Annotated in this window: 22 protein-coding genes; 8 read left to right on the top strand and 14 right to left on the bottom strand. The window is 60.9% G+C overall.

Features of this window, described 5'->3' with window-relative positions:
* Window positions 1-12: 12 nt before the first annotated feature.
* Window positions 13-984: an ABC transporter permease gene (locus J5274_RS05405; RefSeq protein ID WP_142823777.1), complete on the top strand. Its 972-nt coding sequence runs from the start codon at window positions 13-15 to the stop codon at window positions 982-984.
* A gap of 20 nt (window positions 985-1,004) precedes the next feature.
* Here J5274_RS05405 and J5274_RS05400 read toward each other — a convergent pair whose 3' ends face one another.
* The 8 genes from J5274_RS05400 to J5274_RS05365 are packed head-to-tail and all read right to left on the bottom strand — an operon-like array spanning window position 1,005 to window position 10,232.
* Window positions 1,005-2,336 (bottom strand): O-antigen ligase, encoded by a 1,332-nt coding sequence (locus J5274_RS05400; RefSeq protein WP_142829095.1) that lies wholly within the window; start codon window positions 2,334-2,336, stop codon window positions 1,005-1,007.
* Window positions 2,333-3,280, bottom strand: a complete 948-nt coding sequence (locus J5274_RS05395) for a glycoside hydrolase family 16 protein (RefSeq protein ID WP_161990926.1) — start codon at window positions 3,278-3,280, stop codon at window positions 2,333-2,335. Before J5274_RS05395 ends, J5274_RS05400 begins: the two co-directional genes overlap by 4 nt.
* A 26-nt stretch (window positions 3,281-3,306) precedes the next feature.
* The gene (locus J5274_RS05390; protein ID WP_142823774.1) at window positions 3,307-5,181 is read right to left on the bottom strand and encodes an acyltransferase family protein; all 1,875 of its coding nucleotides are present in this window, start codon (window positions 5,179-5,181) and stop codon (window positions 3,307-3,309) included.
* 57 nt (window positions 5,182-5,238) lie between these two features.
* A complete protein-coding gene (locus J5274_RS05385; protein WP_142823773.1) occupies window positions 5,239-5,892 on the bottom strand; it encodes a hypothetical protein in 654 nt (217 codons plus the stop codon).
* A gap of 15 nt (window positions 5,893-5,907) precedes the next feature.
* Complete coding sequence (locus J5274_RS05380) at window positions 5,908-6,831, bottom strand: DUF6492 family protein (RefSeq protein ID WP_142823772.1); 924 nt, start codon at window positions 6,829-6,831, stop codon at window positions 5,908-5,910.
* A 54-nt stretch (window positions 6,832-6,885) separates the two neighbouring features.
* Entirely contained in the window at window positions 6,886-7,962 is a 1,077-nt protein-coding gene (locus J5274_RS05375; protein ID WP_142823771.1) for an acyltransferase, read from the bottom strand.
* Between the two features lie 60 nt (window positions 7,963-8,022).
* Window positions 8,023-9,210, bottom strand: a complete 1,188-nt coding sequence (locus J5274_RS05370; RefSeq protein ID WP_224129199.1) for a glycosyltransferase — start codon at window positions 9,208-9,210, stop codon at window positions 8,023-8,025.
* Window positions 9,211-9,215: 5 nt separating this feature from the next.
* Complete coding sequence (locus J5274_RS05365) at window positions 9,216-10,232, bottom strand: glycosyltransferase family 2 protein (protein ID WP_142823769.1); 1,017 nt, start codon at window positions 10,230-10,232, stop codon at window positions 9,216-9,218.
* Between the two features lie 250 nt (window positions 10,233-10,482).
* Between J5274_RS05365 and J5274_RS05360 the strand changes: the two genes are divergently transcribed.
* The 6 genes from J5274_RS05360 to J5274_RS05335 all read left to right on the top strand — a co-directional run bounded on the left by J5274_RS05360 (window position 10,483) and on the right by J5274_RS05335 (window position 18,943).
* Window positions 10,483-11,382, top strand: coding sequence for a glycosyltransferase family 2 protein (locus J5274_RS05360; protein ID WP_219274797.1), 900 nt, complete (start codon window positions 10,483-10,485; stop codon window positions 11,380-11,382).
* Between the two features lie 15 nt (window positions 11,383-11,397).
* The gene (locus tag J5274_RS05355) at window positions 11,398-12,408 is read left to right on the top strand and encodes a glycosyltransferase family 2 protein (RefSeq protein ID WP_142823767.1); all 1,011 of its coding nucleotides are present in this window, start codon (window positions 11,398-11,400) and stop codon (window positions 12,406-12,408) included.
* A gap of 61 nt (window positions 12,409-12,469) precedes the next feature.
* The gene (locus J5274_RS05350) at window positions 12,470-13,768 is read left to right on the top strand and encodes a lipopolysaccharide biosynthesis protein (protein ID WP_142823766.1); all 1,299 of its coding nucleotides are present in this window, start codon (window positions 12,470-12,472) and stop codon (window positions 13,766-13,768) included.
* Between the two features lie 73 nt (window positions 13,769-13,841).
* Window positions 13,842-15,011 (top strand): acyltransferase, encoded by a 1,170-nt coding sequence (locus J5274_RS05345; RefSeq protein WP_142823765.1) that lies wholly within the window; start codon window positions 13,842-13,844, stop codon window positions 15,009-15,011.
* Window positions 15,012-15,327: 316 nt separating this feature from the next.
* Entirely contained in the window at window positions 15,328-16,530 is a 1,203-nt protein-coding gene (locus J5274_RS05340; RefSeq protein WP_219274796.1) for a polysaccharide biosynthesis/export family protein, read from the top strand.
* Window positions 16,531-16,666: 136 nt separating this feature from the next.
* The gene (locus tag J5274_RS05335) at window positions 16,667-18,943 is read left to right on the top strand and encodes a polysaccharide biosynthesis tyrosine autokinase (protein WP_142823763.1); all 2,277 of its coding nucleotides are present in this window, start codon (window positions 16,667-16,669) and stop codon (window positions 18,941-18,943) included.
* Between the two features lie 18 nt (window positions 18,944-18,961).
* Here J5274_RS05335 and J5274_RS05330 read toward each other — a convergent pair whose 3' ends face one another.
* From J5274_RS05330 to cbiE, 3 genes are all read right to left on the bottom strand, one after another.
* Window positions 18,962-19,840 carry a DMT family transporter gene (locus tag J5274_RS05330; protein ID WP_142823762.1) on the bottom strand — a complete coding sequence of 293 codons (879 nt, stop codon included), beginning with the start codon at window positions 19,838-19,840 and terminating at the stop codon, window positions 18,962-18,964.
* Between the two features lie 135 nt (window positions 19,841-19,975).
* Entirely contained in the window at window positions 19,976-20,734 is a 759-nt protein-coding gene (cobM, locus tag J5274_RS05325) for a precorrin-4 C(11)-methyltransferase (RefSeq protein WP_142823761.1), read from the bottom strand.
* Window positions 20,731-21,984, bottom strand: a complete 1,254-nt coding sequence (cbiE, locus tag J5274_RS05320; RefSeq protein WP_161990924.1) for a precorrin-6y C5,15-methyltransferase (decarboxylating) subunit CbiE — start codon at window positions 21,982-21,984, stop codon at window positions 20,731-20,733. The genes cobM and cbiE overlap by 4 nt, the downstream gene beginning before the upstream one ends.
* On the opposite strand from cbiE, the gene J5274_RS05315 reads away from it, so the two are divergent.
* Entirely contained in the window at window positions 21,983-22,753 is a 771-nt protein-coding gene (locus J5274_RS05315) for a cobalt-precorrin-6A reductase (RefSeq protein WP_142823759.1), read from the top strand. The two genes, cbiE and J5274_RS05315, sit on opposite strands and share 2 nt — an antisense overlap.
* Here the strand turns inward: J5274_RS05315 and J5274_RS05310 are convergent.
* The 3 genes from J5274_RS05310 to J5274_RS05300 are packed head-to-tail and all read right to left on the bottom strand — an operon-like array spanning window position 22,717 to window position 24,844.
* Window positions 22,717-23,481 carry a precorrin-3B C(17)-methyltransferase gene (locus J5274_RS05310; protein WP_142823758.1) on the bottom strand — a complete coding sequence of 255 codons (765 nt, stop codon included), beginning with the start codon at window positions 23,479-23,481 and terminating at the stop codon, window positions 22,717-22,719. The two genes, J5274_RS05315 and J5274_RS05310, sit on opposite strands and share 37 nt — an antisense overlap.
* A complete protein-coding gene (locus J5274_RS05305) occupies window positions 23,478-24,215 on the bottom strand; it encodes a precorrin-2 C(20)-methyltransferase (protein ID WP_219274795.1) in 738 nt (245 codons plus the stop codon). Before J5274_RS05305 ends, J5274_RS05310 begins: the two co-directional genes overlap by 4 nt.
* Complete coding sequence (locus J5274_RS05300) at window positions 24,212-24,844, bottom strand: precorrin-8X methylmutase (protein ID WP_142823756.1); 633 nt, start codon at window positions 24,842-24,844, stop codon at window positions 24,212-24,214. The genes J5274_RS05305 and J5274_RS05300 overlap by 4 nt, the downstream gene beginning before the upstream one ends.

Here is a 24,844-nt window from a genome sequence, read left to right as displayed (position 1 = left end):
GGGAAGAATTCGATGACAGTTACTCCTACAGAAACCGTAGCGCCCGTCCCCCGCAAGCGGATGAACATGCTCTTCAGCCTGACGCTGATCGGATTGCTGTTTTTCCTCTGGCTGGTGCTGGCCTTTGCGACCGACAGCTTCTGGACGTCGCTGAATATCAGCAACCTGCTGCGTCAGGGCTCGATGACCGCAATCCTGGCACTCGGCCAGACATTCGTGATCATCACCTCCGGCATCGATCTCTCGGTCGGCGCCATCGTCGGCTTCGCCGGGGTCATCATCGCCTGGTTGTTGCAGGCTGGTTTTCCGGTCTGGGTGTCGATCATCATCACGCTGCTGTTCGGCACGGCGATCGGCGCCTTCCACGGCTTCGGGATCGTCCGCATGGGCTTGCCGCCATTCATTATCACGCTGGCGACGCTCACTTCGCTGCGCGGCATAGGCCTGCTCATCACCAACGGCTCTTCGATCAACATCACCAATGAAGCCTTCAGCAACTTTGCCCGCGCGGATTTCCTCGGCGTGCCGAGCCTGTTCTGGATGGTTATCATCATGGCTGTGCCGGCCTTCGTCTTCCTGCACCTCAGCCGCTGGGGCCGCTATCTCTTTGCCGTCGGCTCCAACCCGGAGGCGGCGCGCCTTTCGGGCGTCAATGTCAGGGGCATGATCTACCTTGCCTATATCCTCTCGGGCACTTTTGCAGCCTTCGTGGGCATTCTGCTTGCCTCGCGTATCGCTATCGGCAATGCCACCCAGGCCGACGGTTGGGAGCTGCAGGCCATTGCCTCGAGCGTTATCGGCGGCACAAGCCTATTTGGAGCCGTGGGCACGGCCTACGGCCCGCTGATCGGCGCCTTCATCCTCGCCACCATCAACAACGGTGCCAACCTGCTCAACCTGAATTCCTTCTGGCAGCGCGTCATCACCGGTTTCCTGATCATCCTGATCGTCTATTTCGACCAGCTGCGCCGGCGTCGGGGTTAATTCCCGGGCCGTCCTGAGACTTACGGCGCCAGCAGGGCATCCTCGTCGGTCGCGACCTGGGATTGCCGCTGGCGCCGCAATACTGCACGCTCTGCCCGGACCCTGGCGGCAAGCAGCAGCGAGAGGAAGAAGCTGTCGAGGCTGGCATTGTATCCGACACGGCCCTCCACCATGCCGCCGACGATGATGAGAAAGGCGCCGATTGCGCAGAGCCGCGCCTCGAAGGTCCTTTTCTGGAACGGCAGGACGAAAGCTACGTAAAAGAGCGCGGACACGAACAGAAACAGCCCGACCACGCCGCCGTCGCCGACTACTGCGATGAAAATGTTATGCGGCTGGCGAATGGAGCCAAGCGCGGCCAGTTGGTAGAACAGGTCTTCCGTCACCGGAGACACGGAGGTAAAGGCCCCGGGACCTTGCCCCAGGAACCAGTGGTCTACCACGCGGGCGAGATAGGCCATCCAGATATCCGTTCGTCCCGTCAGCGTGGCATCGCGACCGAATGCGCCGGTAATCGGGACCCAAAGGAAATAGACGCCCACCGCCAGCAGCAGGACCGTGCCGATCAGCGCCGCCGATCCGATAAAGGGCGACAGCCGCGACCTCGACATGGACATCAGCAGCACATAGTAACCGATGGCGGCAAAGGCGACGGCAAGCGACCCCTTCGAGTCCGAGCCGACTAGGCAGATGGCGGCAACCAGAAACAACAGCAGGCTTTTCCAGCGGCCGACGGCCTTCGAGAAGAAAAAGGCGAAGACGGCGGCCCACATGGCAAGGGCGCCGAGATAGTTCTTCTGCTGGAACGCTCCCTTCCAGACGCTGGCGCCGCCGTAGACCTCCGTGCCGGCTTTCGGGACAGCGATGACCAGCACGATCGACAGGATGAGGATTACGGTCAGATAGCGTGACATCACCCGGGCCATGAGGTTGGCAGGCAAGAGCAGGCCGATAATGGTGCCGCTGAGCGCCATCAACAGCCAGAAGATCTCGATGCGAAACGAGTTGATGAACGAGTAGCCCTGGATGCCGGAGATCATCCCCATACCGACAAAAGGCAGGAACGGCATCAGTGCCGTGCCGACAGCTTTGTAGGAATGGGAGGTGAAATAATAGAAGATGGCGATGCTGATCGACAACCAGACACCATAGCGGAAGGGCACGCCGAAGGGCTGGACGCCCTCCAGGTCTTCCTGCGTCAGATCCACCCCGCCCCAGTACCAGGCACCGGAGAACTGGATCAGGCAGAGAACGAGCAGCACGACCAGCCCGAGCCTTACCAGCACGGGCAAGTCGCGCTCTTTCATCGAGACCGGTGTGTAGACGTCTTCAGCCATGTAGGCCTGCGTCATTTACTTGCTCCCGGGTGTGGCAACCCGTCGATCTGGTAGGCAGCAATCTTGTCGATCTGGAAGGCGGCAGGCAGCGGCGTTTCCGCATCCGCCACACCGACCATCTTGCCGCCGATTGCCAGGTTGACGATCATGTACATCGGTATGTCATAGCCGGGTGGTGTTGTCAGGACCTGTACGGGCTTGCGATCGATATACCAGGTCAGGCGATCCGGCTGCCAGAGCACACCGAAGGTATGGAAACCCGTGGTCGCCTGCGCAAAAGGCACACGGCAGCCGGAATGCTGATAGGCGCCGGTACCGCCGGCCTTCCAGTGGGCGGTCATCACCATCTTGTCGGACTGCTGGCCGACAACCTCGAGAATATCCAGCTCAGGCGGCCATTTGTTCTTGTCGGTCGGCAGCAGCCAGAAGGCCGGCCAGAGCCCCTTGCCAGCCGGGATCTTGGCGCGCATTTCGAAATAGCCGTAGGTCTGGGAGAACGACTGGCGGGTCGTCAGCACACCCGAAGTGAACTGGTAATTGTAGAGCGCCTGCTTGAACTGATCGGGGGTACGGTCGCCTATGATCGAGAGCACGCCGTCCTTGATCTTGAAGGGATTGATACCGACCGGCTTCTGTCCCTGCCCCTTGTAGCCCGGATCGACGTAGATTTCCTGCTCCTTGTTGCCCTGCAACGTGCGCTTTGTCATCCAGCTGTAGTCGCCATCGTAGTGCGGCGTCCATTTCTTGTCGGAAAGGTCCAGCTTGTCGAAATTGTCGAAGAAGGTGCGGGTGAGGTGCACGTCCGGCACGTCGCCGGTGGCGGTCGCCGGCTGGCATGTCGCGGTCGCCGGCTTTGAGGAAACGGGCAAAGTTATCGTCTCCTCCGCGGCCCAGGCCTGGGCGCCAAAAGAGACGAAGAGCAGACCGGTGGCGAAAGCTTTCAGAGGGCTGTGGCTCATGGGGTAATCCTCGATGATTTTCGACTTCAGTGAGGCATCAATTCCGGTGCAACACGGCGGGCAAGGACAACGGATCCCGACGCAGTCAGATGGCCATAGTCCCACTGCATCGGCACGCCGGAGTCGGTGGTCGTCTGACATGTGGCTGTGCCGGGCGGGCAGAGCAGGTCATAAATCGAAACGTAGGTCGCACCTGTTGTCTTCAGAGCAGTGGCGAACTGTTCGTCGATAGTCTTCATGGCGGGCACCCGCCTCTCCTGGGCAAGGTCTGCCGATCCCCAGAGCGCCTGCGTGGTCAGAAGGCGCGCCAGTCCGATCTTGTATTCCGGGATCGGCCCGAGAACGTAGACCCGGCTGCCGAAAGACTTGAGCCGATCTATGGTCGCAAGCAGGTCCGGCAGGTCGGTTGCCACCCAGCGTGCCGAGATGATCACGGCCTGAGGATGCTGTTTGCCGAGCGTGTCATAGATACCTTCCATAAAGGCGCGACAATTTTTAAGCCCGTTGCCCGAGATCAGCGGCTTGCAGCCCGACGACGTCGCTTGCATCAGATTGACGTCGGTCATCGTCTTGCTGAGACCGCTCCACCAGTGGGCACCGTGGCTGTCACCGATCAGAACGTAATTCGGCTTTGTGTCCGAAAAGCGAAGGCAGGACTGCGTGTCGTAATCGGCCGGCGTCTGCAATTCGCCATCGAGGAAACAGGTACCACGGCGGTAGGCAGCACGGTCATCATATTGCAGGTAGGTCGCCAGCCGGTCGACCTCGGGCGAAAAGCGCAGCGGCAGGCCGGACGCCACGATGCACCAGAGGCCGAAGACGATACCGAGCGCCGAAATCGCGAAATTCGCGATCCACAGCCGCCTTGGCGGCACGGCAACACGATCACGGGCAGGCTGCTCGACGAAACGCCAGGACACATAGGAAAGAACCGCCGTAATTGGCGCGACGATGACAATGTCCTTAGGCTCGAGCGGCCTCTCGACAAACAGATGATAGAAGACGGCAACCGGCCAGTGCCAGAGATAGAGCGAATAGGAGAGCAGGCCGATGAAGACGATCGGCCTGAGCGACAGGAGCCGGCTGACAAGGGTTGCCGGACCGGAGCCGGAATAGATGACCAGCGTCGCCCCGAGCACCGGAGCAAGGGCTGTCATGCCCGGAAAGGCCGTCGTCGGCTTGTAGAGGAGACCGGCGGCAAGGATCAGAAACAGACCCGCCGCGCCGGCACCCTCGCGCAGGATGCGCTGCGGAAAGACGGGGATCTTTGCCAGCGCCAGCAGCGAACCGGCCAGCATCTCCCAAAATCGCGGCGGAGAGAAATAGAAGGCCGCTGGCTGCTGCGTGTGCATCAGCCAGAGCGCGAGGCCGAAGGAAAGGACAGCCATGACGGCGATAGCTGCAGTGACGAAACGCGGCAGGAAGCGATAGAGGCCGAGCAGGAGCAGCGGAAAGAAAATGTAATATTGCTCTTCGACAGCCAGCGACCAGGTGTGCAGCAGCGGCTTGGTCTCGACATCGCTGAGGAAATAGCCGCGAAAACCGTAGAAGTAGAAGTTGGAAGTGAAGGTCAGCGTCGAAATGATGCTTTTCGAGTAGTCGATCAGTTCCGACGGGTAAAGCAGCACGAAGGCGGCGACGGCCGACGCCACCAGCATGAAGGCAAGCGCAGGAAAGATGCGCCGTACGCGCCGCTCATAGAATTTGATGAAGGAGAACTGGCCGGCCAGCATCTCGCGGCTGATGATGCTGGTGATCAGATAGCCGGAGATGACGAAGAATACATCGACCCCGACAAAACCGCCGCGAAAAATACCTGACTGAAAATGGTAGAGGATCACCGACAAGACAGCGACGGCACGCAGGCCATCGATATCGCCGCGATATTTCACATTGCTCATTCCGCACTCGTTCCTTGACGTTGCCCAGGGCCCGATCTCACGATCGAGCGCTTACCCTCACCACGTCCGCTCGAATGAATAGACATCGGCATCGCTGCGCACGCGCAGCACCTTGGCCGGCAAGCCGCCGACAATGACGTCGCTCTCCGGAAGTCTTTTCGTGACCACCGCACCCATGCCGACGATCACCCGGTCGGCCACACCGCTGCCTGGGGCGAAGCGTACGGCGGTGCCGAGGAAACTCTTTTCGCCGATGACGATGTCACGGTTCATCGTGCCCGCGCCGTGCGTCAGGAATTGCGAGGCAAAGCCTGCGACCCAGGTGCCGTCGCCGATGGAGATGCTGCCAAGAATATCGAACAGGTGGCTTTCGTTGATCAGGCAATCGCGCCCGGTCTCGAAGCTGCGGGCATAGCCCATATGCGCCTGGCGCGGATCGGCAGCGGCGTCACCGCATTCGAAGCGGTTCCACCGGCCGATAAACGTGCCTTCGCCAAGCGTCACCGAAATGGGGCCCACGAAGCTTGTGCCGCGGCGAATGATGACATCGGGTCCGCAAGAAAAGCGGTCGACAGCGATGATCACGCCGAAGCCGATGCTTGCCCCCCGGCCCAGGCTGTAACCCATCAGCATACGGTATGCTCCCGCGCGCAAAGCCTTGTGAGGCAAGCGCGAGATGAGCATGGCGAGAATCTTGCGGGATCGGTTCATGCTGTTTCCTTGAAACTAGGCAACTTGCGGATCCAGGACCCGGCCGCTGATTGTCGCGATGGCTGCACGTCTTTCCGCGATGGGCAGCGGGTTCGTCGATTGGATGTGGACGGCGATATTTTCCGGCTCCATGGCCGCAATGATCGCCTCGACGTCGATCACGGCATCCGGCGACCAGACGGAGTTTGCGAGCTTCATGTCCTTGATCGGGCGCGGTTCGGCGACGGCGGCGATCTCGACGACGTATTCGCCGTAGAGAATGTATTCCGAGACGGTCTTGGCCTTGGCGATGGCGCGCTGCCAGTCCGGGCCCTTTGCCGACTGGATGCGTCTAATGAGCCCATCGAGGGTAGCGCGATCCCAGGGGATCAGCTGGCCGATATAGTTGAAATGCTCGGTCTCCCGGGGCTTGCCGACGCCGAGAAGCTCGTGCGCCGTCTTTCTCCAGAGCCGGTGCGTATCGAGATCGCGACCCCTCACATGCTGCTGCAGGATGAGCTGGCCACCGCTTTGCAGCGCTTCGAGCGAGAACGGGCGTACCAGGAAGACATCGCTGTCGGCAAAGATGAAGACGTCGGCCTTGGTAAGATCGCCCGCGCAGAGCTTGACGATCTGCTGCACCAGCCAACCGCTTATCCGTCCGACGCCGGGCAGATAATACTGCTCGCGGAGGCGCAGCGTCTTGCCGAATGGCAGCTTGATGATAGTCGGCACGGGAAGCCTGATGAACCCGTGTGGCCGCAGGATGCTTTCGCGCGCCATGACCCGGCGACGCGGCCCTTGCAGCGAGGCGAACAGCTTCATGTCGCTTTGGGGCACGATGACCAGGTGCTCGAAGTCGAACTGGCAGAAAGTATCGATGCTCCGGCAGAGGTCGACGGCGTTCTCGAAATCGTTGCGATAGGACGGCGTGATGATGGCGACCTTGGCGTTAGTCATGGATGGCTCCCGATAGCGTGTGGGTCGTGGCCGTATGAAGATAGCGAGCGCACGTCATCTTGGACCCACCGCCGGAACGTCGAAACTCTTGAGCGCCTTCGGCCCCCAGAAGCGCCGGTGCAGCCAGCCGGTCATTGGCCGTTCGAGCAACAGGTAGACGAAGGCCGCCACGAACATAGCAAAGCCACCGGCGACGAAGATGTAAAGCCAGGGGCTGTGGATGCCGATGCGCGGTGCAACAAGCGCCACCAGGTTGATCGAGAATGGATGCGACAGGTAAAGCGCGAAGGATGCATTGCCGCCAAACACCAGAACGCGCATCAGCGGCTTCAGGGCGTTGTCGAGCTTTTCATCGAGCAAGGCAGGTCCGGCGCAGGCGACGAAGGCGGGAAGCCCCATCCAGAGCGGCCGCCAGAGACCGCCGAGTTCGGTCAGGCCTGTCGACTTGAAGACCACCATCAGCAGCATGCCGGCGACGAACAGCGACCAGCCGGCCAACGCGCCGAGGCGGACGCCGCGGTCGCGCAGATGCGCCAGCGCGATGCCGAACAAGAACTCGAAGACGATAGGATTGGCCCAGAAAGCAAACGGTGGCGTTTGGACAACGTGAAAATACGGCAAGCCGCCGAGTACCAGGAGCGCCGCGATGACCCAGGTCATGCCCCAGCCCTTGCTGAAGAAAAGGCCTATCGCGAAGACGACATAGAACAGCATCTCGAAATTCAGCGTCCAGCCGAGGATCAGGACCGGATAGAAGTGGCCGTAAGGATCAGGCAACGGAATGAAGAGGAACGAGCCGACGATCTGTTCGAGAGACGGGCTGCCGTAGCGGATCGAGCTTGCAAACACCACCATGGCGCAGAGCATGGCGATGGTGAAGAACCAATAGGGCGGCGCGACACGGACGATGCGGCGCAGGATGAACTGAAGCGGCGCGCCCGGCTTTCCGAAGCTGTTGCGCGACAGGTGGTACATAATGAAGCCGCTGATGATGAAGAACAGGTCGACACCGCCGGCCCAGAAGACCGGATCGAATGGCTTGAAGTTTGCCGTATCGACAAATGACTGATCCATCACTTCGTGCTGGAGATGGCTGATCAGCACCATCATCGACGCCACGAGGCGAAGCACCTGAATTTCCTGGATTTGCTTCTTCTGGGGCTGCTGCAAGTGGGAAGAACCCTTCTGGGACTAGAGGGAGGAACGGGCTGGCGAAGGCAGGCCAGCCACGACGGCGCCGCGCTGGCGCATCGCCTCGTGATAAATTTCCAAGGTGCGCTCGCCGATGCTGGTCCAATCGCCGCCGGCGGTAATCCTGATCTCGGGACGGCGTTCGATGGCATCGGCAAGGGCTGCCGCAAGCGCATTGGCATCCGCCGGTGGCACCAGCGCGCCGTTGGCCTCCTGCATGTCTTCGGCAAAGATACCGACGTCGGATGCGATCATCCATTTGCCGGTCGGCTTTAGCAGAAAGTAGACACCGCTGGCATCGATCTGTCGGTAGGGAAAGAGGAAGCTGTCGGCCTCCTCGAAAAGCGACGCCATCTGGGTTTCGTCCAGCCGGCCAAGGCGCAATTCGACGACATCCTCCAGACCGAGGGCCGCAATACGCTGGCTGATCGGCGCCATGTCCATATGAGCGGCGCCGGCAATGACCACGCGGGCACGCTGACGGAGGGTCGGCGGCAATTGACCGAGCGCCTCGACCAACACATCCAGGCCCTTGTAGGGCTTGATCTGCCCGAACATAACGAACGTCCAGCGCGGATCGCGGATTGCACCCGGCGCAAGAGGAGCAGGTTCGACATTGAGCGTCAGCGGGCCATGCGGGACGATAGAGACCTTACCTTCGGCAATGCCGCGCGCAATCAGGTTCTGGCGAGCGCCGCGAGTGTGGACGATGACGTGGTCCGCAGCAGCAATCGGCATATCGAAGCCAGAGTTCTGCAGAAAGGAGATTTTCTCGCCATTGAATGGTACCGTGTCGTGGACGGTCATGATGACCGGGCAAACACGGCGCACAAGGCGCATCGCCAAGGCATCGAACAAAGGCAGGACGGCCCATTGCACGTGCATGACCGCCGGGCGGCGACGGTGGACATGGGTTACCAAGCGAACCAGATCGACGATGTGCGACAGGCCTTTGGCCAGACCGCGCAGCTTGTTCCATTTCGCGGGGATAGCTTCGACGCCGCGATAGAATGTAATGCCGATATCGGCGACGGTGATCTCGGATTGCTCCCCCTTGCGCAACGGCCGCGCTGCCCAATAGGGCGCGACACCGACAGCGCGCAGACCCCGCGTCAATCCGGCGTCGTAGGCCGGCGTGAACAGCGAGGGGTCGATCAGCAAGGCCCGCACGGGCGTTTTTTCCGTCACGGAATTCAAACAGCTTCTCCCAGCCCACGATAGGCCTTGTCCGGCTGCCACTGGGTTTCCCGCAGCGTCAGGATCCCGGTGATGAAGCCAAGTGCCCATGAGGCATGCATTGTAAAAGCGGCGGGCCCGGCCAGCAGGCCGCAGGCAGATCGCTTGTTGAAGGCGATGGCAACCGAGGTCACCGCCAGTACGAAGACATAGAAGGCCGGCACCATCAGCAGCAGTGGAAACAGCGGGCTCAGAACGATTGCCGCAGCGCAGGCACTCATGAAAGCCGGAACGGCGAACTGGCGGATCTTGAACGATGTCGGGTGACGGCGAACAGTGCGGGAGCGACCCTTGCCGTAATTGAAATACTGCCTGGCAAGTTTGGCGAATGTTGCTCGCGGCTGGTACTCGATGCGGATATCGGTATCGAGATAGATCTTGCCGCCGAGCGCGCGCAGCCTGCAATCGAATTCCGCGTCCTCGTTGTGGGTGAACGTCTCTTCATATCCGCCTGCGCGGCGAAAACTTTCCATCAGCATAGCGGCATGATGGCCGTGATCGACGAAACGGCTCTGGCGACCGCCCCGGTGCGCAGATCCACCTGAGCCTATCGGCGAGTCCGAAACCCAGGCAACGGCGCGCTGCAGGCAGCCGTTTCCGACTGAATCCATCGGCACGACGACGGAGTCTGCTTCGACCCCTTGCAGGCTATTGACCAGTGAGCGGAGAAAGCCCCTCGGGTAAGACGCATGTGCATCGCAACGAACCAACACGTCCTTATCCTGTCCAAACTGGCGCACGACGAGGTTCACGCCGGCGCTCTGGAGACGCTGCGGATTGTGAACGAGCGAAAGATGATCACGCTGCTTTTCGAGGCGTCGAACGACCTCCACCGTGCCATCCGTGCTTCCGCCATCTGCAATTACAAATTGTATATTGCAGTCGGGAAGATCGACGTAAAGCTGATCCAGGACAGCCTCTATATGAGCAGCTTCGTTCAGCGTCGGAATAGCAACCAAAACACTTCGAACCATCTAAATTCCCATCCCGCTTGGTTTCTCAGGTGGTGTTCCGAGGGCTTACGCATCGACATCTTCGACAGGCCTGCACCGAGAGATATGCTATTGATAATAATAGCATATTCATTGAATAACCGGCCAAAGACCCGCACTTAGAAGCGGACTGTAGAGGAAAATTTACCGATTTGCCATAGCCTAATGCTGCATTGCACTATAGACTGGACCCAGGCTAGGACGACAACCTTGACAAACGAGATTGCACTAGATGGCTGATATTGTGATCGGCATTCCCACTTTTAAGCGGCCGGAACTGCTGCAAAAACTTCTGTCGAGTTTGGTTAACGAAATTAGCCAGAGCGTATGGCTGGTTGTAGCGGACAACGGATGTTCCGACGATACGAAGGCAGTTGTCACTGCCTTTGCGGCGGATTTTCCGCGTTGTTTTTATGTCCCAATTCCGGAGCGTGGGCTGGCTCCGGTGCGCAACGGGCTGGTGAGCGCGGTGACCGATCTTGTGCCGGATTGGCGCTGGCTGGCGATGCTCGACGATGACGGCTACGTGTCCGAAGGCTGGCTGGCTCGTATCGTCGCGTGCGGCGAAACCTTTGATGCCCATCTCACCGGCGGGCCGGTCGAGGGAGTGCTGCCCGAGGGCGCAAACATTCTCGCCCGCAACAGCATTTTTGCCCGGCGTCGGCGCTGGAAGACCGGCCTGGTGGATTCACTGAACACAACACAAAACCTGCTGATCTCGCGAAAATTACTGACGCTTGCACCGGCACCTCTGTTTCGCAACGAATACAGTGCGTCCGGGGGCGAGGACTACGATTTGTTCCGCAGGGTAAGGCAGAGCGGCGGCCGGATCGCCTGGTGCGACGAGGCGGTCGTCTTCGAGCCGACACCTGAAAACAGGCTGTCGCATGGCAGCGTGCTCTCGCGATATTATACGACCGGGATCTACATGTCGCAGATCGATCGGTTCTACGACGGGCCGCGCAAGACATACACCACAGCGTTCAAGGGCTTTGCTTCTTCGTTGCTGCGAACGATCGGCGCCGGATTTCGCCGTGACCGGAACGCGGTCGCACAGGGAATGCTTTCAACGGCGCATTATGCGGGACGGGCCGTCGGCCTGCTCGGCGGAAGCACCGCGCGATACACTTAACGTCAAGGAGAGACCGTGACGACACCTGACACACATGTGAGTACGAAGGGGCCCCGCGAGGGTCTGGCGGTTGGCCTGTGCACCTATAAGCGCCTGCCATCGCTGATGAGGCTTCTCGATCACATTGCCATCAGCGCCAAGGCACTGTCGTCGCCGCCGCAGATCATCATCGCCGACAATGACGGGCAGGATCCCGCTGTTGCTGCGAGCGTTGCCGCATTTTCCGCGCAATCGGGACTGAAGGTCCACTACAGGATCGAGACACATCCAGGCATTTCGGCAGCTCGCAATGCCGTTTTCGACGAAGCCGAAAAGCTGAACCTGCGGTTCGTCGCGATGATCGACGACGACGAATGGCCGTCGCCGGAGTGGCTCAGCGAAATGCTGAAGGCACAAGCGTCCGAGGGCGCTGCCGTGGTCGGCGGTCCGGTGCGCCCGGTATTCCCGGACAACGCAGCCCATCTGCGCAAATATTCCCGCTACTGGTCAGTGGATAAGCAGTTCCTGAACGGCAAGCCGTTCGTGTTCTGCACCTGCAACTTCCTGATCGACCTGCAAGCTGTAGCGGCCATCCCGAGGCCGCTTTTCGATGAGGAATTCGGACTTTCGGGCGGCGGCGACACGGTGTTCTTCCGTGGCCTGTTCTTTGCCGGCATGAAGATGGCATGGTCGGAAGAAGCCTTCGTCTATGAGGAAGTGCCGCAATCTCGCGCTTCCATCGCCTGGATGCGGCAGCGACGTTTTCGCGTCGGCAACCATGCCGTCCGCTGGGAGAGCCTCGGTGGCGGCGGGCGCAAAAGCCTGGCGAAGACACTCGGGCTGACAGCGCGGCTGGTTCTCTATCCTCTCCTGCAGCGCGAGCCTGAATCTCGAATGCTGGGCTGGATGCTGGAATACGACAAGGTTCGCGGTCGCTACAATGCACATTTCGGTGATGTCTTTGTAGAATATGCTAGGCCGAAGCCCGACGAAGCCAAGTCGTCTGACACCCAGAAACCGGAAGACAGCGGCAGGGTTTGCCGCTGATGCAGCGAGGACGGGCTGACACGCCCGCCTGTTTTAGGACCAAGCAAGGAGCCGGGAAGGCATGCTGAAACGACTGATGACGTTTGTCCGTCATCTCGAGAGCCGCTTCAAACTGATGACCTTCGTTGGCGCCCTGATGCCGACGGTGTCGGCACTTGCCGTGCAGCTAGTGGCCTTTGCGGTGACGGCACGCGGTCTGGGCGTCGAGGCTTTCGGCTCCTACACGGCGATCCTTGCCGTCACGGTCGTCAGCGTCGAACTCGTCGGCTTCGGCGGCGCCGACCTGCTGGTTCGGGCGGTGTCGCGCGAACCTCAGAAATTCTCGTCCTATTTCGGCAACCTCCTGCTTCTTGCTGCAGCCACGTTCCCAGTCGTCGTTGCCGCCGGTGTGGTCGTTGCTGTCAGCTTCATGCAGACGCAGATCGAGATTTGGCATGTGCTGGCAATCATTGTCGGCGAAGTGGCGCTCAACAGAATTGCCGCGTCCGTCGAGCTGATCATGGTTGCGCATCGCCATACCGTAAGGGCGGGCTGGATACGGCTGACCACAGCCTCCGTGCGGATGCTGCTTGCACTCGTTTATTTCGGCCTTCTGGGGCTGACCGATCTAGGCGGCTGGATAGAAGTCGCGTTTGCACAATGCGCAGTGACTTCGCTTGTCTACATCGCGCTCGTGGTGAAGCTCTACGGGCGCCCGGATTTCATGCTGAAGCGACAGGAGTGGAAGGCCGGCGGCGCATTCTGCGTCAACCAGGCGGCCCGTGCATCGCAGGGAAACTTCGACCGCATCATTCTCGGCCGTTTCGCCGATGCGGCCAGCGTCGGGATCTACGGCGCCGCCTCGCGCGTGCTGGCGCTCGGGCTGTTCCCCCTCCAGGTGGTCACCCGCATCACCTATCCCAATTTCTTCGTTCACGGCAAAAGCGGACTTGCTGCGAGCCGCAGCTATGCGCTGAAGATTACGCCCATGCTCTTCGGAGTGGGCATTGCCTCCAGCATCGCAGTCGCTGCCGCCGGCTACCTTGCGCCCTTTGCGCTCGGCAAGGACTTTGCCAGCATGGCGAATATCTCTGCGATGCTCGGGCTGGCCCTGCCGCTGATCGCCTTGCAATATCCGCCGGCCGACGCGCTCACCGGTGCGGGAAAGCAGGGCATTCGCGCCTTCATCTCGCTCTGCGCCACTTTCGGTTTCGGACTGTTAATGGCACTCGGGGTGAACATTGCCGGCGTTCCCGGCCTGGTGATGGCGTTCCTTGCAAGTCACGCCTGCCTTGCGGGAGCGATGTGGCTGGCAGCCTTCCTGGTCGAGGACAAGGCGACGCCCGAGTTCGCCGCGACAGCCGAGGAGAACGCCGCTTGAGCGATAAAGTCTCCCGTATCCGCACACGGCACGCCGCTTGCTTTACTAATCCTCTGACAGGAGGATTTTCTGCATGACCTCGCAAGCAGCAGCGATAGCCGTAGCCAATGCAGACGCGGCGCCAGCGACCGACGTTCGCGGTGGAAACGCGCCGAAGCAGCGCCGTGCACGACTGGAGCAACTGGATGGCCTTCGCGGCATCCTCGCACTTTTCGTCGTGGTGTATCACCTGCAGGATCCGTTCGCGCAGGTCGCGAGCACCCTGACGGCTTATCTGCCGATCCTGTCGCAGGCCTGGTTTTCGGTAGACGTGTTCTTCATCATGAGCGGCTTTGTGATGATGTACGTCTATGGAACGGCATTCTCAGATAAAGTGCGCTGGGCGGACTTTCGCGACTTCTTTGCGGCCCGCATCGCGCGCCTCTATCCCGTGCACCTGTTTGCCATGGGCATCCTGGTACTGGCGCTGCTGCCGTTCATTCACGCCAAACCGGATTTCACCTCGATCGATGGGCGCTACTCATGGAATTCCGCGCTCGCGGCATTTTTCATGCTGCATGGTCCCTGGATCGATCATCGGACATGGAATTTTCCGTCCTGGTCGATCAGTGCCGAATGGCATGCCTATGTGATCTTTCCGTTCGTGGCGGTTCTTGCCAGCCGGTGGAGCGCGCGTTTTTCCGTGGTGATCTTGACGCTCTGCTGCCTCGGCGCGTTCGCGCTCTACAACATCGACATGCACACCGATCAGTATCCGACCAACTCGCCCGTGGTCCTGCTGCGCGTGCTGCCGCTATTTGTTGCCGGGATGGCGCTGTTTCGCCTCAATCTCTCCTATAGTCACTTTTTGTCCGCCCGATGGACCGTCTGGGCAGTCATCGCCGCGCTTCTCGTTATCTTGAGCGTTCCGTCCATCGCCTCGTTTTCAGTGCTGCTGGCGCCGGTTCTCGTCCTCGCCGTCCTGCAATCTCCGGGGTCCGCGCTTGTGTTCACAAACCGACCTGCCCTGTTTCTGGGCAAGATTTCCTACAGCTTGTATATGACGCACGCCCTGGTCAGCATCGTGGGGATCAGCTTGTGGATGAAACTGGCACCGCTAGTCCTGGGCATCGATCCGACAATGCCCGTTGCAAGCTGGCTATGCTTCCTGGCGGCGATCGTCGCTGCCGTGATCCTGGGCTGGCTCACCTGCCGATTTATCGAGATCCCGTTCCGCAAGACTATCCTGAGGAGGTTCGTCTGATGCCAACTGACATCGAGCTGCCATGTGTTTTCGTTATCCCGAGCCTGATGCAGGCGAATAAAGAGTACCGCGATCTATGAATGCTTTGTTTGTAACCGACAGCGTACCTGCGATGAAGGACTGGACGTCTTCCACGATCCAGTCGCAAGCAGGATTGTCATTCTCCACGCCAAATCCCACTCCGCCGATCGTCTTCCATGGTGCCACTGGCAAAAAGCTGAAGTGGCGCGGCCGGTTGCTCATCGAATTTATAAATAAAGCCTGCTATCGATCTGCCCAGGGGGCTGCTTACGGGGGGATGAAGATGGGATTGGGCATGAAGACCACTATCCGTATACGTCGAGGCTCCGTTGTTGCGCTGATGGTCATGCTATCCAGCTGCACGTCGCTCCCTCGCTCAGGACCAGATGCCGGCCTGATCGACACCCAGGCACTCGTCAAGGTTTCGTCGAAAGACCGCAAGGTCGGCATCGACTACGCACTGGTCGACCTCAACCAGAACACATTGAAATACTTCGACGGGAAAGCAAGTTCATCGCTGAAGGCAACCTTCGGCACTTCGCGTTCCTCTGCTCCTGACATCCCGCTTGGCTATGGCGACGTGGTGCAGGTGACGATCTTTGAATCCCAGGCAGGGGGCCTGTTCATTCCCGCAGATGCCGGCAGCCGCGCCGGCAATTTCGTGACCATTCCAAGTCAGACGATCGACCGTGGCGGAACGATCAGCGTTCCCTATGCCGGACGCATCGTCGCTGCCGGCAAGCGCAAGGAGCAGGTCGAGGCGGATATCGTCAAGAAGCTCTCCAGCCGGGCAATCGAGCCTCAGGTGGTGATCACGACGGTTACCAGCAACTCAAGCCAGGTCTCCGTTCTCGGCGACGTAAACGCACCGGCAAAGGTAGAACTCAGCCCGGCCGGTGAACGCGTGCTTGATGCCATTTCTCAGGCCGGTGGCCTGTCGACTGCGGCGATGGAAACAAACATCACCCTGCAGCGCCGGGGCAAGATCGTCACCGTTCCTTACGAGACACTGCTGAAGAACCCGTCCGAAAACATCTTCGTGTCGCCAATGGACACCGTCATTGCCGATCACCATCCGCGTAGCTACGTCGCCTTCGGTGCGACCGGCGCCAACGGACGCTACACCTTCGACGATGAAAACCTGACCCTGGCGGATGGTCTGGGCAAGGCCGGAGGCGCGCTCGATACGCAGGCAAATCCGGCGCAGGTGCTGCTGTACCGCCTGGTCGACAAGACGTTGCTGCGTCAAATGGGAGTCGACACCACGCACTTCCGCGACGAACTGGTGCCTGTCGTTTTCCGTGCCAACTTGCGTGATCCAGCCGGCTTCTTTGCTGCTCAGAAGTTCGCGATGGAGGACAAGGATGTCATCTACATCTCCAACTCCGACTCCGTCGAACTGTTGAAGTTCCTCGACATCGCCAACTCCGTCACATCGACGGCGGCGGGGACGACGAGCGATGCCGTTACGACGCGCAAATCGATACGCGAACTATAGACCGACAAATTTGCCGGGCCGCCTGAAACGCGGCTCGGCAAGACCGGCCAGACCCAGGGCTTTTGCCTCTTTTATGTGCTCCTCCGGCGTGGCCGGAGGATGAAACGCTCAGCCACCGAGAGTAGGAGATCGCTCTTTGCTATCACCCAAAAAGTCCAACACCGACAGCTGGGCCGGCTTCGACCACGACGAGATTTCCGAGATCATCGATCTCGACCGCATCCTTGCTGCCGCCCGGCGGCAATGGAAGGTCGTTGCCGCTGCCATCGGCGCCTTTATCGTGCTGGGTATCGTCTACCTGCTGCTGGCCACGCCGCAGTATACGGCAAACACCAGCGTACTGATCGACCATGGCACGTCCACCATCGTCAACCAGATGACGGACACGACCGTGCCACCGGGGTCCGTGGACGAAGAAGGCAACATCCTCACCCAGGTCGAAGTGCTTCGATCGGACACGATTGCGGTTGCCGTTATCCAGAAGCTCGACCTCTTGAACAATCCCGATTTCGTCGGCAAGGGCCCCTCCTGGATCAGCAAGCTCATCGGGTCGATCAAGATCAAATCCTGGCTTGGGCTTGGAACACCCCCAGTTCCTGTCGATGAAGCCGAAGTCAAACTGGAGAATGCTGCAGCCCAGATCGAGCGGAACATGCTTGTCGAGCGCGTCAACCGCTCCTTCGTGCTCTCGATCAGCTACACATCGCCCTCGCCCAAGCTCGCCCAGCAGATCGCGGACGGCATCGCCGACGCCTACCTCGTCGACAAGCTGAATTCGAAATACGACGCGACCCGGCGTGCCAGCGACTGGCTTCAGGACCGCATCGAGGAACTGCGCAAGAAGTCGCTCGCATCCGACCTGGCCGTCCAGAAATTCCGGGCCGACAACGGACTGGTGGAGACCAGTGGCCAGCTTGTCAGCGACCAGCAGCTGTCACAGCTGAATACTGCGCTGACGACTGCGCAAGGCGACACGGCAGCCGCGCAGGCAAAATATGACCGCGTCGAATCCATCATCCAGTCCAAGAACATGGATGCTGTCGTCTCCGATGTGCTGGGAAGCACGACGATCAACGACTTGCGCAAGAAGTACCTCGACGCCTCGAAGATGCAGGCGGACATTGCCCGCCGGCTTGGGCCTGATCACGAGCAGGCGGTGCGTCTGCGTGGTGAAATGCAGGAATACCAGCGCCTGATGTTCGAGGAGCTCGGTCGTATTGCCCAGAGCTATCGCAACGACCTCGATGTCGCCAAGGCGCGCGAGAAGTCGTTGGCCGACAGCGTTGCCTCGGCGACGACGGTTTCGGCGACGGCCAGCGATGCGCAGGTGCAATTGCGCGAACTGGAGCGGACGCGCGATACCTACCGCGATCTCTACCAGAGCTTCCTCACCCGCTACCAGCAGGCTTCGCAGCAGGAGTCGTTTCCGATCACCGAAGCCCGCGTGATCACCAAGGCGACTTTCCCTATCGGCGCGAGCAAGCCTAAGAAGATCATCGTGCTTGCACTGTCGATCATCCTTGGCGGCATCGTCGGTGGCGGCATCGGGGTGTTCAGGGAATTCCGTGACCGCTTCTTCCGCACCGGCGACCAGGTGCGCGACAGCCTGCATCAGGAGTATCTCGGCATCGCGCCGATCGTCAAACCGGTGACTGCCGCCGAGATCGTGCAGGATCATCCGCGCAGTATCAGGCAGGTGAACGGCGTTTCGAACTATGTTGCCGAGCATCCGCTTTCAGCCTTCGCGGAGACGATGCGCAGCGCCAAGATCGCAATCGATGTCGAAAGCGGCGAGCGAATGGCCAAAGTCGTCGGCATCGTGTCCAGCCTTCCGGGCGAAGGGAAATCGACGATCTCGATGAACTTTGCGCAGTTGCTTGCGATGCAAGGTGCGCGAACACTGCTGATCGACGCCGACTTGCGCAATCCTGGTGCCACCCGGAGCATCGGCCGGCATGCCGAGGCCGGCCTGCTGGAAGCACTTTTGGAACGCAGACCCATCCAGGATCTGCTGCTTATCGACCAGAAGACCAAGCTCGCCTTCCTGCCCGCCATCGTCAAGCGGCGCGTGCCACACTCGTCCGAACTGCTGTCGTCACCGGCGATGAATGCGCTGCTCGACATGGCGAGGGCGAACTTCGACTATATCGTTATCGACCTTCCACCGCTCGGACCCGTCGTCGATGCGCGGGCAATCAGCCCCAACATCGACGCCTTCCTGTTCGTCGTCGAGTGGGGCAAGACATCGCGCAAGGTTGTCCGCAGCATGTTTACCTCGGAACCGGCAATCGCCAGCAAGTGCGCAGGCGTCATCCTCAACAAGGTCGATACGGAGAAGATGAAGCTGTATCGTGCCCACGGCTCGAGTGAATATTACTACTCGCGCTACACGTCATACTACCACGACAATTGATCCTTGCGCGGCCGGGCCTCAGTGCCCGGCCCTTCGTTTGGCGAGGACATTTTCCCGCCACACGGTAAACATCCCGGCTGCGACCACGATTGCTGCGCCAACCACCATGTTTGCCGTCAAGACCTCCCCGAACACGACGACCCCGATGATGGCGGCGTAGACCAGCTGCAGATAGGTCAGCGGCTGGATGACGACGGCATCCAGCAGGTCATATGCGCGGATCAGGCAGTAATGGCTCGACATGCCCGTCAGGCAGAGCAGCCCCATCCAGATCCAGTCATGGGGCGTCAGCGGCATCCAGAAGAACGGCCCGATACAACTCATGGCGATGGCGCCAACCACGCCGGTGTAGAAGAAACTGGTCATCGACGCGTCCTGCCGGCTGACCAGGCGGGTGACGATGACGTAGAACGAGAACAGCAGGGCGGAGGACAACGGAACCAGAAACCGGACGTCGAAAAATCCGCTTTCCGGCTTGAGGATCAGCAACACACCGAGAAAACCGACGAAAATCGCCGTCCAGCGCCTCCAGCCAACTTTTTCTCCGAGGATCGGCACCGATAGCAGCGCAACGATCAACGGGCCGGAAGAGAAAATCGCCTGGGAACGGGCGAGCCCCACCATCGCAAAGGACTGTATGACGATGACGATCTGCGCCGCAAGAAGCAGGCCGCGGAGGATCTGCAGCCACGGGCGCCTGGTGCGCACCGTCACCGCGAGACCGCCGCGTGAACGGGCGGCAAGGGCGATGGCAAACAGGGCGAATGTCCAGTAGCGGATCATTGCCACCAGAAAAGGAGGATAGGCGCCGGCCAGATGCTTCGATATGCCGTCCTGGATGGAAAAAAGCGTGATAGCGACGATCGTGAAGATATAGCCGCTCTTGGTGACGTTCATGATTACTCGCGGCAAACATTGGAAATAGCAGTGGCGGGAAATCGGCCGCTACAGAACCGATTTCAAGGCTGGAGTTTAAGCGAGATCCGTTCTGGATCATAGTTATTTGCGCCAGTCGAGACACAGGGGACTGCGCTATTCCCGGTCGCGAAACCGTCTCTGGTAGGCAGGGTCGTAGAGCGCGCTTTCGCGAAAGTCGTCGGATGCAAGCGACCGCCCGACAAAAATCAGCGCGGTGCGCTCTATTGGCTCGGCCGCAACTTTTGCTTCGATATTATCCAGCCGGCCGCGCAGGATGCGCTCGTCGGGCCAGGACGCCTTGACGACGATCGCGACGGGGCAATCGGCGCCGTAGTGCTGCATCAGTTCCTCGACCACCTGAGGCAAGGCATGGATGGCCAGATGAATGGCAAGCGTCGACCCCGTCACGGCAAAAGCCTGCAATGTCTCGCCCGATGGCATCGGCGAGGCACGGCCGGAGACGCGGGTCAGCACGAGGCTCTGCGCCACGGCCGGTATGGTAAGCTCGCGACCGAGCGCCGAGGCAGCCGCAGCAAATGCCGGAACGCCGGGGGTCATCGTGTAGCCGATACCGCATGCGTTCAGCCGGCGGATCTGCTCGGCGACCGCGCTCCAGACCGACAGATCGCCGGAATGCAGGCGCGCAACATCCTCGCCTGCCTCATTGGCGCGCCGGAATTCCGTCTCGATTTCATCGAGCGATAGCGGCGCCGTATCGATAATGCGCGCGTCCGGCGGGCAGTATGCAAGCAGGTCCTTCGACACCAGCGAGCCGGCATAGAGGCAGACCGGGCACTTTGCGATGAGGTCGCGGCCGCGCACGGTGATGAGGTCGGCGGCGCCAGGTCCGGCGCCGATAAAATGGACTGTCATTGGGCGATCTCTGTGGTTTCAGGCTTGGTCCAGCACCATTGCATCACCGGCATCGCCGTGCGCCATCCGTGCATCGTGCCGATGGGTGTGACACGGGCGATGTCGATCCTTGTCAGCGATCCGCCGTGGCGGGCATATTCGGCAAGCAGCACGGCTTCCATCTCGGTGGTTACGCCATTGGCAACGAGCCGGCCTCCCGGTTTCAAGGCTGCCTTTGCAGCCTCCATCACCCCGGGCTCACTGCCGCCGCCGCCGATGAAGATCGCATCTGGCTGGGCCAACCCGGTCAATGCTTCAGGCGCCGTGCCTTCGACCAGCTGCAGCATAGGCACGCCGAAATCGTCGGCATTCCGGCGGATGCGCGCGGCACGGTCCCGCACCGCCTCGATGGCGATTGCCCGCAGGCTCGGATCGGCCAGCAACCATTCGATGGAGACCGAGCCAGAGCCGGCGCCTATATCCCAGAGCAGATCGCCGTGACGGGGGGCCAGCGCCGACAACGTCATCGCCCGGATCTCCCGCTTGGTGATCTGGCCATCATGGCTGAACAGGGCGTCGTCCAGGCCTTGCGCCAGCGGCAATAGCCGTGCATCCCGGTCGGCGACGACCTCGACTGCCATCACATTCAAGGCGTCGATATCCTCGAGTGAAAAGCTTGCTGCCTTGTGCAGGGTTACCCGCTCGCGTGCTCCGCCCATCGCCTCCATCAGCGTCAGCGTCGAACGACCGAAGCCGAGCCTTGTCAGAAGTGCGGCTATCGCTTCCGGACTGGTGGCATCAGAGGTCAGCGCGATGATCTTTCGGCCGGGATGGAGATGGGGCCGGAGAAGATCGATGGGACGGCCATGCAGCGACAGGAGCGTCGCCGATTGCATCGGCCAGCCCAGCCTTGCTGCTGCCAGGCTGAAAGCCGACGGCGCCGGGATGACGTACATTTCTTCGGGCGGAATGAAGCGCGAGAGGGTGGCGCCGATCCCGAACCAAAAGGGGTCGCCCGATGCTAGGACGACGGTAGGCATTCCACGCCGGGCAAGCAGGTGATCTATCGAGCGCTCGAACGGGCTGAGCCAGCTGTGGGTTTCGCCGCCGATCAGTGGCGCCACCAGTTCCAGGTGGCGGGCCCCACCGTAGACGATCGGTGCAGAGGCGATCCGTTGCCTTGTTTCCTCGGTCAAGCCGGCTGGACCGTCCTCGCCGAGGCCGATAAGGGTGAGCCATTGCGTTGGCAACGAAGAAAGCGTCTCAGACATGGGCAGGACTCGCATCCTTATTCTGGGTGGCACGACGGAGGCGCGGCTGCTGGCGGAGACGCTGGCGAAACGCGATGGCATCGACGTGCTGCTGTCGCTGGCCGGACGGACGAAGGATCCCCTCCCCCAGAATGCTCCGGTTCGCACCGGCGGGTTTGGCGGCAGCGAAGGTCTGTGTGCGTTTCTGAAGGCTGAGGCCATCGATCTCGTGGTCGATGCTACCCACCCCTTTGCCACGCAGATATCCGCAAACGCCGCTACCGCCGCGACGATAACGGGCACTCCGATCTTTGCCCTCAGCCGCGAGGCCTGGCAGCGGGTTGCCGGCGACCATTGGCACGAGGTAGCGGATGTGACGGCCGCCCTTTCCGCGCTCGGACCCATACCACGCCGCGTATTTCTGGCCGTCGGCCGGCAGGAGGCGCATAGGGCTGATCTCTTCCCGCAGCACTTCTATCTTGTGCGCAGCGTCGATCCCGTCGATCCGCCTCTGCTCGCACCGGATGTCGTCAGCATCCTGGAACGCGGGCCGTTTGACCTTCACGCCGAACTGCGCCTCATGAAGCTGCACCTGATCGATTGCGTCATTGCCAAGAACAGCGGTGGAAGCGCCACCTATGCCAAGATCGAGGCGGCAAGGCTGCTCGGCATTCCCGTGCTGATGATTGCCCGCAGCGCGGCCACCAACGTGGCATCGGTCTTTTCGCTCGAGGCTGCGCTCGCCCGGATCGATCATTTTGTCTCCGTGGAAGCAAAACGCGGCGTGTAAACCAGGTCAGGCAGGACCGGCCGCCTAACGATCTTCGTTTCCGGCGATCCGATGATGACGCAAGTCGCCATGTCTGCGACCGACGCATCGGCATCCGACAGCGGGACAACGGACAGCCTTTCGTCAGGGCGTCCAGCCGCACGGCCGAAAATCACGGGTATCGTCAGCGGCAGGGCCAGGCGCAAAATCTCGAAAGCGCGACCCAGCTGCCAGGGACGTGCCTTGCTGATCGGATTGTAGAGCGCGATGACGAAACCGGCCTGCGCTGCAAGCGTAAGCCGCCGCTCGATCAGATCCCATGGCTTGAGGTTGTCGGACAGCGACATAGCACAGAAATCATGCCCGAGGGGCGCTCCAAGACGCGCCGCCACCGCCAGCATCGCAGTGATGCCTGGAACGATCACAAGGTCGATATTGCGCCAGTGTTCCGGCCCATTGTCGATCGCCTCGCAGACGGCGGCGGCCATGGCGAATACGCCGGGATCGCCGCCGGAGACGACACAGACTGTCGAACCTGCCGCAGCCCGCTCCAGCGATACCCTGGCGCGATCGATTTCCTCGCGGTTGTCGGAGGCGATCCGCAACTGGTCCGGCCGCAGCGAGAGCCGGTCAAGATAAGGGCCGTAGCCGAAGAACTCGGTCGAGGCCTCGACGGCTGCCATGGCCTCCGGCGTCATCTGCCCCGGGTTGCCCGGCCCCGTGCCGATTACATAGAGGCGGCCGGTCATGAACCGCGTTCCCAGCCGGGCACCAGGATCAGCGAAAAATACGGCGCCTCGCTGTCGTCGCGCTCGATCATCTGCGTCACCGACTGATTTCTCATCGTACCGCGCTCGACATAGACGGCATGGTGAAGCCGACCGGAGGCGGCAAGCGCACGGCGGATCTTGGGCAGGTTGCGGCCGACCTTCATGATAACCGCGGCCTCGGTATCCACCAGACGGCGAGCCAGCTCTGCCTCCTCCATGGTGCCAGGCAGCACCGACATCACATCGTCGCCTTGGACGATGGGCATGCCGGCCAGCGACCAGCAGCCGGACATCGCCGTGATGCCGGGGATGACTTCGGTCGGGTAAAGGTGCGCGAGCCTGATATGCAGGTGCATGTAGGAGCCGTAGAACATCGGATCGCCTTCGCTGAGGACGGCAACGGTGCGTCCGGCGTCGAGATGTGCGGCGACCGCCTCGGCCGACAGATCGTAGAATGCGGTAATCTGCCGCTTGTAATCCTCGTGATGTCGGTCGATCTCGGTGGTGACGGGATAGTAAAGCGGCAGCATCGTGACGTCCGCCCGCAGCAGGTTATCGACAACCGTGCGTCCATTGCCATGGCGACCGGCCTTGGCAAAATAGGCGACGACATCTGCCCGCTCAAGAGCCTTTACGGCCTTGACGGTCAGAAGGTCGGGATCGCCGGGACCGGTGCCGACGCCGATCAGGCGACCGGTCGAAACAAGGGTCATAGGCCGCCTCGCGCCAGGGCGTTGACGGCTGCCGCAGTCATGGCGCTGCCGCCAAGCCGACCACGGACGATGCCATAGGGAACGCCATAGGAATATTCCGCCAAAGCATCCTTCGATTCCGCAGCGCCGACAAAGCCGACCGGCATGCCGATAATCGCCGCCGGTCTCGGGGCGCCGTCGCGCAGCATTTCGAGCAAATGGAAAAGAGCCGTCGGCGCGTTGCCAATGGCCACAACGGAGCCGCCCAGGCGTTCACCCCAGAGATGCATGGCAGCAGCCGAACGGGTGTTGCCGCTATCCTTCGCGAGGCCAGGCGTGCGCGGATCGCGAAGCGTGCAGATGACATCGTTCTTGGCGGGCAGCCGGGCGCGGGTGACGCCCTGCGCCACCATCTCGGCGTCGCAGAAGATCGGCGCGCCGGCAGCAAGCGCCGCACGGGCCGAGGTGACGAAATCGGGAGAAAACTGGAAATGAGCGGCCGCTTCGACGAGGCCACAGGCATGGATCATCCGAACGGCGACATCGGCTTCGTCATCCGAAAAGCGCGACAGGTCTGCCTCGCTGCGGATAATCGCGAAGGACTTTTCGTAGATCGCGTCGCCCTGATGGATATAATCGTAGTCAACCAT

The sequence above is a fragment of the Rhizobium sp. L51/94 genome (assembly GCF_019355555.1).
Taxonomy (GTDB): domain Bacteria; phylum Pseudomonadota; class Alphaproteobacteria; order Rhizobiales; family Rhizobiaceae; genus Rhizobium; species Rhizobium rhododendri.
The sequence above is the reverse complement of the archived record's forward strand: the minus strand, read 5'-3'. Positions and strand labels throughout refer to the sequence as shown.